This is a genomic window from Neoroseomonas lacus (assembly GCF_014644535.1).
Taxonomy (GTDB): domain Bacteria; phylum Pseudomonadota; class Alphaproteobacteria; order Acetobacterales; family Acetobacteraceae; genus Neoroseomonas; species Neoroseomonas lacus.
This window is the reverse complement of the sequence record NZ_BMKW01000003.1, coordinates 28652-43042: the sequence shown is the minus strand read 5'-3', so window position 1 is coordinate 43042 and position 14391 is coordinate 28652. Positions and strand designations below refer to the sequence as shown.

General features: G+C 69.6%; 11 protein-coding genes. 8 read left to right on the top strand and 3 right to left on the bottom strand.

The genetic code is table 11. From position 1 onward, the window contains the following. Positions 1 to 5 precede the first annotated feature (5 nt). Positions 6 to 1181, bottom strand: coding sequence for an MFS transporter (locus tag IEY36_RS06670; protein ID WP_188966178.1), 1176 nt, complete (start codon positions 1179 to 1181; stop codon positions 6 to 8). Between the two features lie 269 nt (positions 1182 to 1450). Between IEY36_RS06670 and IEY36_RS06665 the strand changes: the two genes are divergently transcribed. Genes IEY36_RS06665 through IEY36_RS06635 form a run of 7 tightly spaced genes read left to right on the top strand, consistent with a single transcriptional unit; the run spans position 1451 to position 10588 of the window. Further along, positions 1451 to 3037, top strand: coding sequence for an ABC transporter substrate-binding protein (locus IEY36_RS06665; protein WP_188966177.1), 1587 nt, complete (start codon positions 1451 to 1453; stop codon positions 3035 to 3037). Between the two features lie 10 nt (positions 3038 to 3047). Then, the gene (locus tag IEY36_RS06660; RefSeq protein ID WP_188966176.1) at positions 3048 to 4061 is read left to right on the top strand and encodes an ABC transporter permease; all 1014 of its coding nucleotides are present in this window, start codon (positions 3048 to 3050) and stop codon (positions 4059 to 4061) included. Beyond that, complete coding sequence (locus tag IEY36_RS06655; RefSeq protein ID WP_188966175.1) at positions 4058 to 4900, top strand: ABC transporter permease; 843 nt, start codon at positions 4058 to 4060, stop codon at positions 4898 to 4900. The genes IEY36_RS06660 and IEY36_RS06655 overlap by 4 nt, the downstream gene beginning before the upstream one ends. After that, complete coding sequence (locus IEY36_RS06650) at positions 4897 to 5853, top strand: ABC transporter ATP-binding protein (protein ID WP_188966174.1); 957 nt, start codon at positions 4897 to 4899, stop codon at positions 5851 to 5853. Before IEY36_RS06655 ends, IEY36_RS06650 begins: the two co-directional genes overlap by 4 nt. Continuing rightward, positions 5846 to 6808: an oligopeptide/dipeptide ABC transporter ATP-binding protein gene (locus tag IEY36_RS06645; protein ID WP_229681184.1), complete on the top strand. Its 963-nt coding sequence runs from the start codon at positions 5846 to 5848 to the stop codon at positions 6806 to 6808. Before IEY36_RS06650 ends, IEY36_RS06645 begins: the two co-directional genes overlap by 8 nt. Positions 6809 to 6819: 11 nt before the next feature. Continuing rightward, positions 6820 to 8568, top strand: a complete 1749-nt coding sequence (locus IEY36_RS06640) for a hydantoinase B/oxoprolinase family protein (RefSeq protein ID WP_188966172.1) — start codon at positions 6820 to 6822, stop codon at positions 8566 to 8568. Then, positions 8555 to 10588 (top strand): hydantoinase/oxoprolinase family protein, encoded by a 2034-nt coding sequence (locus IEY36_RS06635; protein WP_188966171.1) that lies wholly within the window; start codon positions 8555 to 8557, stop codon positions 10586 to 10588. The genes IEY36_RS06640 and IEY36_RS06635 overlap by 14 nt, the downstream gene beginning before the upstream one ends. Position 10589: 1 nt before the next feature. On the opposite strand, the gene IEY36_RS06630 is transcribed toward IEY36_RS06635, so the two are convergent. Then, positions 10590 to 11567 carry an aldo/keto reductase gene (locus IEY36_RS06630; protein ID WP_188966170.1) on the bottom strand — a complete coding sequence of 326 codons (978 nt, stop codon included), beginning with the start codon at positions 11565 to 11567 and terminating at the stop codon, positions 10590 to 10592. A 135-nt stretch (positions 11568 to 11702) separates the two neighbouring features. Between IEY36_RS06630 and IEY36_RS06625 the strand changes: the two genes are divergently transcribed. After that, positions 11703 to 12689, top strand: a complete 987-nt coding sequence (locus tag IEY36_RS06625; protein WP_188966169.1) for a Bug family tripartite tricarboxylate transporter substrate binding protein — start codon at positions 11703 to 11705, stop codon at positions 12687 to 12689. A gap of 4 nt (positions 12690 to 12693) precedes the next feature. On the opposite strand, the gene IEY36_RS06620 is transcribed toward IEY36_RS06625, so the two are convergent. Then, a complete protein-coding gene (locus IEY36_RS06620; protein ID WP_188966168.1) occupies positions 12694 to 14385 on the bottom strand; it encodes a M28 family peptidase in 1692 nt (563 codons plus the stop codon). Positions 14386 to 14391: the final 6 nt, after the last annotated feature.

The following is a 14391-nucleotide window of genomic DNA, read 5'->3' as shown; positions in this document are numbered from 1 at the left end:
CTTCCCTATCGCGCCTCATGGTCGCGCGGTGCGCGCAGCAGGACGATGCCGACGATCAGCGCCGGCAGCCCGCAGGCGGTGAAGCCGAGGCCATAGCTGCCGGTCGTCAACAGCACGGCTGAATAGACCAACGGCAGCAGCAGCCCGCCGAGCTGCCCGAAGGAAAGCACGCCGCCGGTCGCCGCGCCACGTTGGCCCGGCGCGGCGAGGCGGGCGGCCTCGGCGAGAAGCACGCCGTGCCAGGACATCACCGTGGCGCTGAGCACGGTCGCCACCAGCCCCACCAACACCAGCGGCCAATGCGCGCCGAGCAGCGCCATCATCGCCGACCCGGCGGCCATGCCGAGCGCCAGCCAGCACATCACCATCGCCGGTTCCACGCGCCCGCTGCCGAGCCATCCCCAGAACAGGCGCCCCGGCACCGCGATGACCATGGCGATCGAGAAGACGAGACCCGCCGCCGCAAGTCCGTGGCCGAGCTCGGTCAGCGCCACCACAAAATAGGAGGTGAATACCGTCTGCAGCCCATTGAAGGCGAAGCAGGCGAAGGCAAGCCGTCGCAGTTCCGGCGCGCCGAGCACGCTGAGGATGGTGGTGTGGAAATCCGACAGCCTGAACGCCTGGGTCGGCACCCGGTCGGAATCGAACTCCGCGCGCAGCGGCTCGAGCATGGCGGCGAAGAGCAGGCAGCCGGCCGCGGGGATCAGCAGAGCGCCGCGCCAGCCCGTCACGACGGTCAGCCATGGGCCGAGCAGACCGGCGAGCAGCAGCCCGGCAGGTACGGCCGTCTGCTTGATGGAGAAGACCAACGGCGCCTGGCGCGGCGGCGCATAGCGCCCGAGCAGATGTGAGCTGGCCGGTGTGGACATCGCCGCGGCACCGCCGCCGATCACGCCGGAGACGAGGAACAGCACCGCCGGCCCGACGGTTGCGATCGCCATGCCGAGGCCAAGCAGGACCAGCGCCACCTGGCTCATCCGCATCGCGCCGTAGCGCAGGATGAAGCTGCCGCAGCCGAGTTGGAAAACCAGCGCGGAGAAGGCGGCGGCACTCACATACAGGCCGAGCCAGGCGGGATCCAAGGCGAGATCCGCGAGGATGACCGGCGCGATGATCGGCGGCACAGACCGGCCCAGCGTCGCGAAGGTCTGCTGGAGAAACATCGCAGACAAAATGACCAACAGCAAATTCGTGGATCGGTCGGCGCGCATGTCGCTCCGTTTTTTCTGGATTCATCCCGCTGGCGCGTCGTCGCCGGCTGAGCCACGATACGCGCAGCAGCGCGGCGCTGCGAAGCCCCTGCCCCCGCCCCTGTGCCCGATCGGGTGGCGGCGCTGCCGCATGGGCAGGCAGTCCATGCCTGGGTGCCGCATGAAATACCGCAGCCGGTGCTTGCCGCTGAGCGCGATGGACCCTTCTATGTCGTCGAAATCGACCGAGGAGAACGGCCATGGGATTCCGTCGACTGCGCGCCACGCTGCTCGCCGCGGCCATCGCGACCCTTCCGCTGACCGCCCCCATGGCGCAAGCGCAACAACGCCCGTTGGTATGGGGCGATACGCTGCCGGCCACGCTCGACCCGCACTCCATCTTCGACGTCCCGAGTCAGTTCATTCTGCTCAATGCCTATGACGGGTTGTATCGCTACCAGTCGAACCCACCGCAGTTGTTGCCATGGCTGGCCGAGAGCCACACCACGAGCGAGGACGGGCTGACCTGGGAATTCACGCTGCGCCCAGGCATCAAGTTCCAGGACGGCAGCGCGATGACGGCCGATGACGTCGTCTATTCCTTCCGCCGCCTGCTCGCGATGCGCCGTGGCCCCTCGGGCGCCTTCACGCCGGTGCTGGAGGGCTCGAATGTAACCGCGACCGGCCCGCGCACAGTGCGCTTCGTGTTGTCCACGCCCTATGCGCCATTCCTGTCGGCCATTCCGCTGGTGGCGATCGTGAACCAGCGCGCCATCGCTCCGCATGTGCAGAATGATGACTGGGGATCGGCCTGGCTCGCCGCGAATGGCGCCGGGTCGGGCGCCTATCGCATCGTGGCCGACAATTACCAGGCGCGCGTCTCGCTCGACATGGAACGCTTCCCAGAGCATTTCATGGGCTGGTCGCACAACGCGCGTCCAATCGATTCCGTGCGCTCGCGGCCGGTGATGGAGACCTCCACGCGCGTGCTGGCGCTGCTGCGCGGCGAGATCGACGCGACGGATTCCTACCTGCCGACCGACCAGGTGGAGCGCGTGGACCGCAACCCGCGTACGCGCGTCGCGCGTGACGAGAGCATGCGCGTTTTCGTCATCCGCATGAACAACGCCAAGCCGCCCTTCGACAACCGGGACGCGCGGCTGTGCTTCGCCCACGCCTTCAACTACGAGGGCTTCAACAACGTGGTGCTCCGCGGCCTCGTGGTGCGCAATGGCGGGCCGAACCCGAACAATCTGTGGGGCAATCCGCCGGACCTGCAGCCCTATACCTTCGACCTCGCCTTGGCGCGCCAGCATTGCGACGCGGCGCGCGCCGCCGGCGCGCCGCTTGACCGGGCCATCGAGATCCATGTGCAGAACGAACTGGAACAGACGGTGCAGGCCGCGCAGATGTTCCAGGCTGATCTGCGTCGTGTCGGCGTGAACCTGCGCATCGTGCCCAACACCTGGCCCGGCATCACCGGCGCCACCAGCCAGGCGCAGACCACGCCGGACATGTGGGTGCATTGGGTGTCGACCTATTTCGTCGATCCGGAGAACTGGATCGGCCAGATGTATGACAGCCAATTCCACGGCACCTGGAAGGCGTCCTCCTGGTACACCAATGCCGAGGTGGACCGCCTGCTGCGCGCCGCCCGCGCCAGCCGCGTGCAGGCCGAGCGCGACACGCTGTACCAGCAGGCAACGCGCCAGGTCGTCGCCGACAGCCCGGACATCTGGGTCTACAACACGCTGAACCTGCGCGGGCTGTCGCGACGCGTGGAGGGGTATCAGTTCTCGCCGGTGGGTTCGGGTGGCGAGATCCGCCTGATGTCGCTGGCGAACTGAGCAGCGCGGCATGGCGCGCTACATTCTCCGGCGCGTCCTGCTGGCGCTGCCGGCCCTGTTCGGTCTCGTCATCCTGACCTTCGTGCTGTCGCGCGTCGTGCCGGGTGATGCCGCCGCGACGCTTGCCGGCGACGCCGCGACGCCGGCGCAAATCGCCGATATCCGGGCGCGCTACGGGCTCGACCGGCCGATCATGGAACAGGCCGCGATCCATGTGCGGCAAGTGCTGACCGGGGATTTCGGGCGCAGCATTTTCTCGGGCAGGCCGGTGGCGGAGGAGATCATCCAACGTCTGCCGGCCACGCTGGAACTGACCTTCGTCGCGCTGTTCCTGGCGACGGTGATCGGCATTCCTCTCGGGCTGCTGGCGGCGCTCGACCATAATGGACCGATCGATCATCTCGTGCGGCTGCTCTCCGTGGGCGGACTTGCCATCGCATCCTTCTGGCTGGCGATCATGTTGCAGTTGGTATTCTCGATGGATCTCGACGTCCTGCCTCTACGCGGGCGGATGGATGTGGCGTTGGGGCAGCCAGCGCGGGTGACGGGCTCCATGCTGATCGACAGCCTGCTCGCCGGGCGGCTGGACATGTTCGTCGATGCCTGCCGGCATCTGGTGCTGCCGGCGGTGACGCTGGCGCTGCCGGGGCTGGCGACGATCGCGCGCTTCACGCGTTCGGGCGTGCTGGAGACATTGCAGAAGGACTTCGTGCTCTATGCCCGTGCGGCGGGCTATGGGCGCGTGCGGCTGGCCGCGATCTATGTGCTGCGCAATGCTGTCAACGTCACCGTCACGCAGATCGGGCTGCTGTTCGGCGCGTTGATCTCGGGCGCGGTGGCAGTGGAAGCGGTGTTCGACTGGCCGGGCCTTGGCACCTATGCTGTGCAGGCGATCCTCTCGGCGGATTACAAGGCGCTGCTCGCCGTGACACTCGTTGTCGGCGTCGTCTATGCGGTGGTGAATGTCGCGGTGGATGTGGTGCAGGCGTTGATCGACCCGCGCGTCGCCGAGGAACACCGATGACCGCTCTGCGCCATATCTTCCGCGATCCGGTCGCCGCCTTCGGGCTGCTGATCGTGGTCTTCGCCCTGCTGGTGGCGATTCTCGCGCCCTGGCTCGCGCCCTATCCGGATGACGCCTTCGAGAGCCACATCCTGCAACGCCTGCGGCCACCTTCGGCCGAGTTTCCTTTCGGCACCGACAATCTCGGGCGCGACATTCTCTCGCGCGTCATCCTCGGCACGCGCAACGCTTTTGCGGTGGCGATCGCAGTCGTGGTGGCGGCAATGGCGGTGGGCGTGCCGGTCGGCCTCGCCGCCGGATGGCGCGACAATTGGATGTCGGACGTGCTGATGCGGGTGACGGATGTGTTCCTCGCCGTGCCGCAGCTCATCCTGGCGCTGGCGCTCGGGCAGTTGATGGCGCCGGGGATCGGCACGGCGATGGTGGCACTGGCCTTCACCTACTGGCCGTTCTTCGCGCGCACGGTCTATGCCGAGACGCGACGGCTGCGCGGGTCGCTGTTCGTCGATGCGTTGGCAGGCATCGGCGCCAGCCCGACGCGCATCCTGTTCCTGCATGTGCTGCCCAATGCGGCGCCGGCGATCCTGGTGCGCGCGACGGTCGGCATGGGGTTCACCATCCTGACCGCGGCGCTGCTCGGCTTCCTCGGCGTCGGCGCGGCACCGCCCTCGCCCGATTGGGGGCTGGCAGTGTCCGAGGCGCGACAGCATCTGCCGGAGGCCTGGTGGTTCCCGACCTTCCCCGGTCTCGCGATCCTGCTGCTGGTGCTAGGCTTCAACTTGCTGGGCGATGGGTTGCGTGACGCGGCTGATCCACGCTTGCGGCGATCGCGCCGATGACGCGGCCGATCCTTCAGGTCGAGGGCCTCGCGGTCGAGCTGCGTGGCGAGGCCGGTACGGCGCAGATCCTTGATGACGTCACCTTCCATGTGCCGGCTGGGGGCAGTCTTGGCATTGTCGGCGAGAGTGGCTGCGGGAAATCGACGCTGCTGCGCGCAATCCTTGGCATTCTGCCGAAGGGAGCCGAGACACCGCGCGGCAGCATCCTGTTCGAGGGGCGCGACATATTGTCGGATCGCGCGGCCTCGGCGCGCGGGCGGATCGGCTTCGTGCCGCAGGATCCGTACCTCTCGCTCAACCCGGTGTTTCGCGCCGGCGACCAGATCCTGGAAATCATGCGCCGCCACGCGCCAGGGTCGCGCCGCGACCATCGCGCGAAGATCGTCGAGCTGTTCCGTGCCGTGCAGTTGCCCGACCCCGAGGCGGCGCTGGCGAAGTATCCGCATCAATTCTCCGGTGGGCAGCGGCAACGGCTCTTGATCGCCGCGGCGCTGGCCTGCGATCCGTCACTGCTGGTGGCGGATGAACCGACCACCGCGCTCGATGTGACGACGCAGCGGGAGATCCTGTCGCTGCTGCGCGGGCTTGCCGCGGATCGTGGCTTGGCGCTGTTATTCGTCACACATGATTTCGGCGTGCTCGCCTCGGTGTGTGACCGCGTCACGGTTCTCTATGCCGGGCGCGTGGCGGAAGGCGGGCCGACGCGCACGGTGTTGGACGCGCCGCAGCATCCCTATACGCGCATGCTGCTGGCCTGCCATCCGGATCGCGCAACCGATCTTGCCGGCATTCCCGGCACAGTGCCGGCCGCGACGGCACAACCTTCCGGCTGCCGCTTTCATCCGCGCTGCCCGATCGTCCGCGGCAGCTGCGCTGAGTCCCCACCACAGACTGTGACGGAGGGCGATCGCGTCGTGGCCTGCCCGTTCCATGCGGAGCCGATCCTTGCCTGAGATTCTCGGCGCTTCCGAGCTTGTTGTGGAACTCGGCGCGCGGCAGGGACTGCTGCGCAAGAGGGCCGGCGTCCGCGCGGTCGATGGCGTGGATATCTCGGTCGCGACCGGCGAAACCTTCGGCATCGTCGGCGAAAGCGGCTGTGGCAAGACGACGCTGGCGCGCACGCTGCTCGGCCTACAGCGCGAAAGCGGCGGCGTGATCCGACTGGAGGGGACGAGCGTCTCCGGCGCGGCGTCGCGCGAGGCCCGCAGCACACGCAGCGCGGTGCAGTATGTGCATCAGGACCCGGGCGCGGCACTCGACCCATGGTGGCGCGTGGGCGCCACGCTGGCGGAAGGTTTACGCATCCATGGCGTGAGCAGCGCCGGCGAACAGAGCGCGCGCATCGCCGAGATGCTCGCGGCCGTCGGCCTCGACCCGGCGATGGCGGATCGCTACCCGCATGAACTCTCCGGCGGGCAGCAGCGACGCATTGGCCTAGCGCGCATCCTGCTGCTGCGGCCGAAGGTGGTGATCCTCGATGAACCGACCGCGGGGCTCGACCTCTCGGTGCAGGCGGCGGTGCTGCGATTGTTGCGCGACCTGCGCGACCGCTTCGGCCTGACCTATGTCTTCATCTCGCATGACCTGTCTGTGGTGCGGCGCGTCTGCGACCGGGTGGCGGTGATGTATCTCGGCCGCATCGTCGAACAGGGCAGCACGGCGGAGATCTTCGCCGCGCCGCGCCACCCCTATACGCGCGCCCTGCTGGCCGCCGCGCCGCATCTCGATGGGCGCGAGACCAGCCCGGCGCTGCGTGGCGACCCACCCAGCCTGCGCGCGGTGCCGAGCGGTTGCCGCTTCCATCCACGCTGCGCGCTTGTCCAGGCGGATTGCGCCACGCGCGAACAGACGCTGGCACCAGCCGGCCCCGACCATATCGTCGCCTGCCATCATTGGCGCGACGGCTGAAAGCACCGCCCATGCCCAGCTGCGACCCCGTGACGCTCGAGATCATCCGCGGTGCCGCCCGCGCCGCGCAGGCGGAGATGGAGGCGCTGCTAGAACGTACCGCCATGTCCGCTTTCATTCGCGAGAAGAAGGATTTCTACACCGCCCTGTTCGATGCCGAAGGCCGCATGGCGGTGGGCAGCGACCTGCCGATCTTCGGCGACATCGTCGGCCCTGTCGCAGAGCATTTCCCGATCGAGACGATGCGCGAAGGCGACCTGTACTGGTACAATGACTGCTACGGCAGCCGCGGCGCGGTCTCACATTCCAACGACCAGGTCTTTCTCGCACCCGCCTTCCATGACGGCCGCCGCGTCGGCTTCGTCATGGGCTGGGCGCATTTCTCCGACATTGGCGGGCTGCGGCCGGGCTCGATCAGCCCGGATGCGACGGACCATTTCCAGGAGGGCATCATCATCCCGCCGTCGCGGCTGATGCGCGACGGGCAGACGAATGACGACCTGCTGCGCACATTCTGGCGCAACAGCCGCTTCCCGACGCAATCGCAGGGTGACACGCGCGCGTTGATGGCCGCGGTGCGGCTCGGCGAGAAGCGTCTGTCGGAGATCGCCGCGCGGTTCGGGTCGGAGACGCTGTCGGACGCCTTCACGCAATTGCTGACGCGTACCGAGGCGACGATCCGCGCCGAGCTTGCTGCCATCTTCCCTGTCGGCACGACGCGCTTCGCCGACACCATCGACACCGACGGCCATGGCAACGGCCCCTTCACGCTGCGCCTGGCGCTGACGCGCACCGAAGATGACCGCTTCATCTTCGACGCCACGGAGACCGACGACCAGGCGCCCGGCCCGGTGAACCTGCTGATGCATCCGGATGTGCCGGGCATGGCGCTCGGACTTTATGTGTTGCAGCGGCACCCCGGCCAGGTGCTCAATGCCGGCGCGCCGGCCGCGATCGACGAAGTGCGGCTGCGCGACGGTTCTCTGCTGGCGCCGCGCGCGCCCGCGCCGCTCGGGCTGCGTGGCGTGACGATGATGCGGCTGCTCGCGGCGCTGCATGGGCTGGTCGCGGTGGCACGCCATGGCGAGGCGCCGGCCGCGCATTCGGCCTATGTCGTCATCGCATTGCGAGGGCTGGCAGGCGGCAAGCACTTCCTGCTCAGCGACGGGATCGGCGTCGGCTACGGGGCGCGGCCTTTCGCCGATGGCACCGACGCCGTCTATTTCGTCGCGCAGGAGAACTACCCCGTAGAGTTCATGGAACTCTCCTATCCCGTGCGGCTGCGAACCTACGCCATCAACCGCGATTCCGGCGGTGCGGGGCGCTACCGCGGCGGCTGCGGCGTGGTGCGGGAATTCGAGGTGCTGGCCGATACGTCGATGCTCGCCGTGCGCATCGACAGCGTGGTGAATCCACCCTGGGGCGTGGCCGGCGGGCTGAATGGCGGGTCGGGCCGCGCGGTGGTCAATGGCGGCCGGCAGCTCGCGCCGCTGTCGGATGGCAACATGCTGAAGAAGGGCGACGTGTTCCGCATCGAGACCGGCGGTGGCGGCGGATGGGGTCATCCCTTCGACCGATCGGTGGAGGATGTCCTTGCCGATGTGCAGGGCGGTTTCGTCAGCGAGGAAGCCGCTGCGCGTGACTATGGCGTCGCCGTCACGGATGGCGTGCTTGACGCCACACGCACGCAGGCGCTGCGTGCATCGCGCGCGACCGCCGGGTTGTTCCATCGTCGGGAGTATCGCGATGCCGTCGCGTGACCTGCTCGTCGCCGTCGATATCGGCGGCACCTTCACCGATGTCACGCTGCAGGATGCCGCGACGGGGCAGGCCTGGACCGCCAAGACGCCGTCCACGCCGCGCGACCCCTCGGAGGGATTCATCACCGGCGTCACCCAGGCGCTGACCGAAGCCGGACGCCGCCCGGCCGAGGTGGCGCGCGTGCTGCACGGCACCACCGTCGCGACCAACATGATCCTGGAGGGGCGCACCGCACCCACCGCGCTGCTCACCACACGCGGATTCCGCCATGTGCTGGAGATCGGCCGCGCCGACCTGCCGCGACGGGACAACCTCTGGGCCTGGGTGAAGCCGAAGCGACCAGTGCCGCCTGGCCTGGTGTTCGAGGCCGGGGGCCGCATCGCCGCCGATGGATCGGAACTGGAAGCGCTCGACGAGGCCGATATCCGCGCCGCCGCGCGTGCCGCCAGGCAGGCCGGTGTCGCCGCCATGGCCGTCTGCTTCCTGCACGCCTTCGCCAACCCCGCGCATGAACGCCGCGCTCTGGCGATCCTTGCCGAGGAGGTGCCGGAGCTTGCGCGCACCGCCTCGGTCGATGTGCTGCCGGTGGTGCGCGAATACGAACGCAGCATGGCCGCGGTGCTGAACGCGGCGGTGATGCCGGCGATCTCGGGCTACATCGCCAGGCTGGAAGCGCGGCTCGATGAAGCGGGCGTCGTCGCGCCGCTGCTGCTGATGAAGTCCAATGGCGGCGTCGCCGGCGCGGCGGCGATCCGGCGCGCGCCGGCGCAGACCGCGCTGTCCGGCCCGGCCGCCGGCGTTGTCGGCGCACGCGCGGTCTGCGCCGCGGCGGGGGTGGCGGACCTCATCACCGTCGATATCGGCGGCACCAGCGCCGATATCTGCCTGATCGCCAAAGGCGAGATCGGGCTGACGCAACATGGCCGCGTCGGTCCCTGGCCGCTGCCGTTGCCGATGGTGGACATGGTGACAATCGGCGCCGGCGGCGGGTCCATCGCGCTTCTCAGCGAGAACGGTTCGATGACAGTCGGCCCCCAGAGCGCGGGCGCCGACCCCGGGCCGGCTTGCTACGGGCGCGGCGGTACGGCGGCGACGGTGACGGACGCACATCTCGTGCTGGGCCACCTGCCGGCACGGCTGTTGGGCGGGCGCATGGCGCTCAATGCATCGCTGGCGCGGCAGGCGGTGCAGCGCGTCGCCGATGGTCTCGGCCTGCCGGTCGATGACGCCGCGCGCGGCATCCTCGCCATCGCCGACAATAACATGGTCGGCGCGATCCGCGTCGTCTCCGTCGAGCGTGGGCATGATCCGCGCGACTTCACATTGGTACCCTTCGGCGGTGCGGGGCCGCTGCATGGTTGCGCGCTGGCGGATCTGCTCGGCATCAACCGCGTGCTGGTGCCGCCGAGCCCGGGCGTGCTCTGCGCCGAGGGGCTGCTCGCGGCCGATCTGAAGGCGGAGTTCAGTCGCACTGTCGCGCAGGCGTTGGAGGGTGCCGTCACGGCGCGTCTCGATGGCGCGTTCACCGCGTTGGAAGCCGAGGCAGCGGCGTGGTTCGCGCAGGAGGCGGTGGCGGCCGAGGATCGGTCGACGCGCCGTGTCGCGCTGATGCGCTACGAGGAACAGGGGCACGAATTGCCGATCACCTGGCCGATCGATGGTGATCTCACGGCGCTGGGCCTGGAATTCGCCGCGGCGCATCGCGGCCTCTATGGCTTCGACCTGCCGTCAGTGGCGGTCGAGATCGTCACGCTGCGCGTCGAGGCCGCTGGCGCGCTGCCGACCCCGGCGGCGAGCCTGCCGCGGGGCGGCGACGCCGCGGGGGCGGTCACCGGCCACCAGACGATACGCCTGCCCACCGGCCCCATCGAGGCGCCGATCATCGATCGCGCCCTGCTTGGCCCCGGCGCGCGTTTCGCGGGGCCGGCGATCGTCACGCAGCTGGACGCCACGACACTGGTCGCGCCGGGCTGGCAGGCGCGGATGGATGCTTCCGGCGCGCTGCTGCTGACGCGCTGAGTCAGGGCGCCCGCAGCGCGGCGATCATCGCCAGGGCTTCATCCGGCAGCGGGCCGCGTTCGACTGCGGCCACCGCATGGTCGAGCTCGGCGATGCTCGAGGTGCCGATGATCGCCGTCGCGATCTGGGCCGGCATTGTCGCGAAGCGCAGCGCGAGGTCCACCAGGTCCTTTGCGTGGCCGACCTCGATCACCGGCATCAGCCGCCGCGCCGCCGCGACATCGGCGGCGTAATCGGCGCCCGAGGCGATCGGCTCGACCTTCGGCACGCCAAGCGGGCTGCGCGCCTCGGACCCGCTGAGCGCACCGCCGGCCAGGATCCGGATCGCCATGACTCCGACATCGCGCGACGCCGCATGCGCGATGCGGCCTTCGAGGTCCGTCATCGCCGAACCCGCCGGCAAGGGCGCGATGCCGCTCGGATTCAGCAGGTTGTAGGGCATCTGTGCGGTGGCGAAGCCGCCTTCCTCCAACACGCGCCGGACGGCGGGCGCGTCGCCCAGGCCGGTGATACCGTAGAAGCGGCACTTGCCCTGCTCGCGCAGTCGCCGCAGCACCGGCACCGCCTCGTTCAGCATCTGCTCGACCGTGAAGGAGGGCGCCGCGCCGTCCAGCGTGATCGGATTGTGCAACTGGTAGATGTCGACACAGTCGCTGCCGAGCCGCACCAGGCTGCCCTCGATCGAGGCCGCGACGGTGCCGGCGATGTCGCCGCGCTGCTGCGGATAGACGCGCACCTTGGTGCCAACCGTGACGGTCGCGCGCAACGCCTTCAGCGCGCGGCCCAGGTTGGTCTCGGACACGCCCTCCCCATACGCATAGGCCGTGTCGAAATAGGTGATGCCCTGGTCGATGGCGCGGCCGATCGCGCGGTCCTGCTCGGCGGCACTGCCCTTGACCATGAGCCCGCCGATCGCGCCGCAGCCATAGCCGAGCACCGAGACCGAGATCCCGGTCCGTCCGAGTTGCCGCTGTTGCATGCGCGCTGCCTCCCTGTGTCGCGGCGGATGCTGCGCCACGCCCGCCGGGCCGACAAGGCGGGCGGGTTGCCGTGGCGGGGGGCGGGTGCAAGGCTCGGCACATCGGACGAAGACGCCGAAGGGGAGGACATCCAGATGCTCGCACGCCGCGCCCTGTTGCACGGGACCGCCGCCGCTCTTGCCGCAGCGATGCTCGCGCGGCCCGCCTTCGCCGCCTATCCGGAACGTCCGATCCGCGTGATCGTGCCCTTCGCCGCCGGCGGCAACACCGACATCCTCGCGCGCATCCTGGTGACCCGCATGGCCGAACGCATCGGCCGGCCCATGGTGATCGAGAACCGCGCAGGTGCCGGCGGCAGCGTGGGTGCGGAGGCCGTCGCGCGCGCGACGCCCGACGGCTATACGCTGCTGTTCGGCGCGGGCGGGCCGCTGACCGCCAACCCCGTATTGCAGGCGAATGTGCCCTACGATGTGGAGCGCGACTTCCGCCCGATCGGCCTGGTCGGCATCCTGCCGATGATCTGCCAGGTCGGCCCGCGCATCCCGGCGCGGTCGCTGACCGAGTTCATCGCCATCCTGCGCGAGCGCCCGAACCAGGTGACGGTCGCGACGCCGGGCGCCGGCAGTGCCGCGCATCTCGCCCTCGAACTGCTGATGGCCGGGGCGGATGTCCGCGCCCTGCATGTCCCTTATCGCGGCGGCAGCGCCATGGTTGCCGACCTGCTGAGCGGCGCGGTGGATGCCGGCATGGTCGAATTGCCCTCTGCCCTGCCGCTGCACCTGGAGGGCAAGGCGCCGATCATCGCCATCGCGACGGCGCAACGCTCGCCCGTGCTGCCGCAGGTGCAGACCTTCATCGAGGCCGGGCTGCCGGGCTTCACCGCCGGGTCCTATGGCGGGCTGTTGGCACCTTCGGCGACGCCAGCGGACATCGTCGCGACGCTGCACGCCGCGCTGGTCGCGACATTGGCCGAACAGGCGGTGCAGGCGCGCATCATCGAGGTCGGCGCCATCCTCGGCAGCGAGGCGCAGCGTTCGCCGGACGGCTTCGCCGCCTTCCTGCGCAGCGAACTCGTCAATGCCCGCCGCGCGGCGGACCTGGCCGGGCTGAAGCCGAGTTGAGCGGTCAGCCCAGGGCGGCGGCCGCCTCGTCCAGCGCCGCCTGCGCCTCGCGCAGCGCGAAGGCCAGCCGATTGCGCGCGCGCAGCGCATCGACGGCGGCGAACTTCCCGGCATCGCTACCGGGGGTCGTCGCGGCCATGTCGCGGATCGGTTGCAGCACCGCCCAATCCGGCATCGGCAGGGCGTGCGGATGCAGGAAACGCTCGCCACCCGCATAGTCGGCCGGCACCAGCGCGCGGGAGACGCGCATCAGCGCCGCGTTCACCGCCGCCACGGCGCCGGGCGACGCGGCCGGCGCCCGCTGCATCACCGCCGTCGCGGTCTCCTTCAGCCGCGCCGCCGCGGCGGCCAGTGGTGCGACGGGGAAGCGTCCATCGAGTGCGCCTTGCAGCGGTGCGAGTTCATCGAGCAAGGTCTGCGCCATCGCCGCGTGGTCAAGCGGCAGCACGGCATCGCTCAGCAGTCGCCACACCGCCTGGCCGAGCACGCGCGCATCGCGCACCTGGTTCGCCTCGTCGACCTTGTCGATCAGGTCATGCGGCGTGTGCCACCACCAGCCGAGCGCATTGCGCGCCGCCTCGTGCTTCGCCGCCTGCTCGCTGATGCTGCCGAACATCGAGGGAATGCCGATGCCCACGAAGCTGTCGTCGCTGCTGCGGTTCTTGCGCTTGCCCTTGTAGGGCTGGTTGGTCTGCTGGGTGACGGCCTCGGCCGCCAGGTGGTGCAGTTCCGCCATGGAGGCGGTGTTGGACAGCACCGTCGCGCCGACGCCGCCCAGGCTGTCCACATTCACATGCGCGACGCAGCGGCGGTCGAGTTCGTCCCAATGGCTGTCGGCATACCAGGCCGAGCCCGAATAGCGCCCATGCGAATGGCCCGACCAGAAGCAGACGCGCAGGCCACGCTTCATCCGCGCCCGATGCAGTGCGCAGAGCCGCGCCACCTCCATCATCCCGGCATTGGCCGAGCCATTGTCCATCACGCCGAAATACCAGGTGTCGTGATGGCCCGAGAGCAGCACGAAGGCATCCTCCGCACCACCCGGCCCGTCGAGATCAGCGACCAGGATCGGCGTCCTGCGCCAGCCGGTGTCGACCTCGGCGTTCAGCGTCACCACCGGCTGCGCGCCGGCGGCGAGCGCGTCGCGGATCGCGCCGCCATCGGCGTTGTTGACCGAACAGACGACCGTCGCCGGCATGCCGGCCAGGGTGCTGGCGCCCGGGCTGCCCCAGACGGGGGAGATGCACATCTCGTGGATGTGCTCGTGATGGCTGATGTGCAGATGGCCCGCGGCACCGGCCCGCGTCGCGCGCTGCGCGGTGGCCGGCGTCGCCATGCCCTCCATCAGCAGGATGCGGCCGCGCAGGTCGCGGCCGGCGAAGTCGGCCTCGCTGCCATGACCGATATAGACCGGCACGCCCGACAAGCCGCCGGGTGGCGAGGATTGCGAGAAGGATTGCGTGATGGCGGTGACCGGCCGGCCATCGACGAGCACGCCGGCACGGCCCGGCAAGCTGATAAAGGCGTCGTGCAGGAGGACATTCGTGCGGAAGCCGTAGTCGCGCATGCGGCCTTCGATGAAGCCCAGCGCCTCGCGTTCCTCCGCCGTGCCCGAGAGCTTCACCCAGCGCGCGATCTCGCGCAGGTTCGCCATCATTTCCGGGCCGCTGATATCGGCGGTCAGCGTGTCGGGCATGGCGCT

Bases quoted from the DNA above. Each gene is read 5' to 3' on its own strand.
- IEY36_RS06665 (WP_188966177.1), top strand. From the start codon at position 1,451: ATGGGATTCCGTCGACTGCGCGCCACGCTGCTCGCCGCGGCCATCGCG.
- IEY36_RS06660 (WP_188966176.1), top strand. From the start codon at position 3,048: ATGGCGCGCTACATTCTCCGGCGCGTCCTGCTGGCGCTGCCGGCCCTG.
- IEY36_RS06655 (WP_188966175.1), top strand. From the start codon at position 4,058: ATGACCGCTCTGCGCCATATCTTCCGCGATCCGGTCGCCGCCTTCGGG.
- IEY36_RS06650 (WP_188966174.1), top strand. From the start codon at position 4,897: ATGACGCGGCCGATCCTTCAGGTCGAGGGCCTCGCGGTCGAGCTGCGT.
- IEY36_RS06640 (WP_188966172.1), top strand. From the start codon at position 6,820: ATGCCCAGCTGCGACCCCGTGACGCTCGAGATCATCCGCGGTGCCGCC.
- IEY36_RS06635 (WP_188966171.1), top strand. From the start codon at position 8,555: ATGCCGTCGCGTGACCTGCTCGTCGCCGTCGATATCGGCGGCACCTTC.
- IEY36_RS06630 (WP_188966170.1), bottom strand. From the start codon at position 11,567: ATGCAACAGCGGCAACTCGGACGGACCGGGATCTCGGTCTCGGTGCTC.
- IEY36_RS06625 (WP_188966169.1), top strand. From the start codon at position 11,703: ATGCTCGCACGCCGCGCCCTGTTGCACGGGACCGCCGCCGCTCTTGCC.
- IEY36_RS06620 (WP_188966168.1), bottom strand. From the start codon at position 14,385: ATGCCCGACACGCTGACCGCCGATATCAGCGGCCCGGAAATGATGGCG.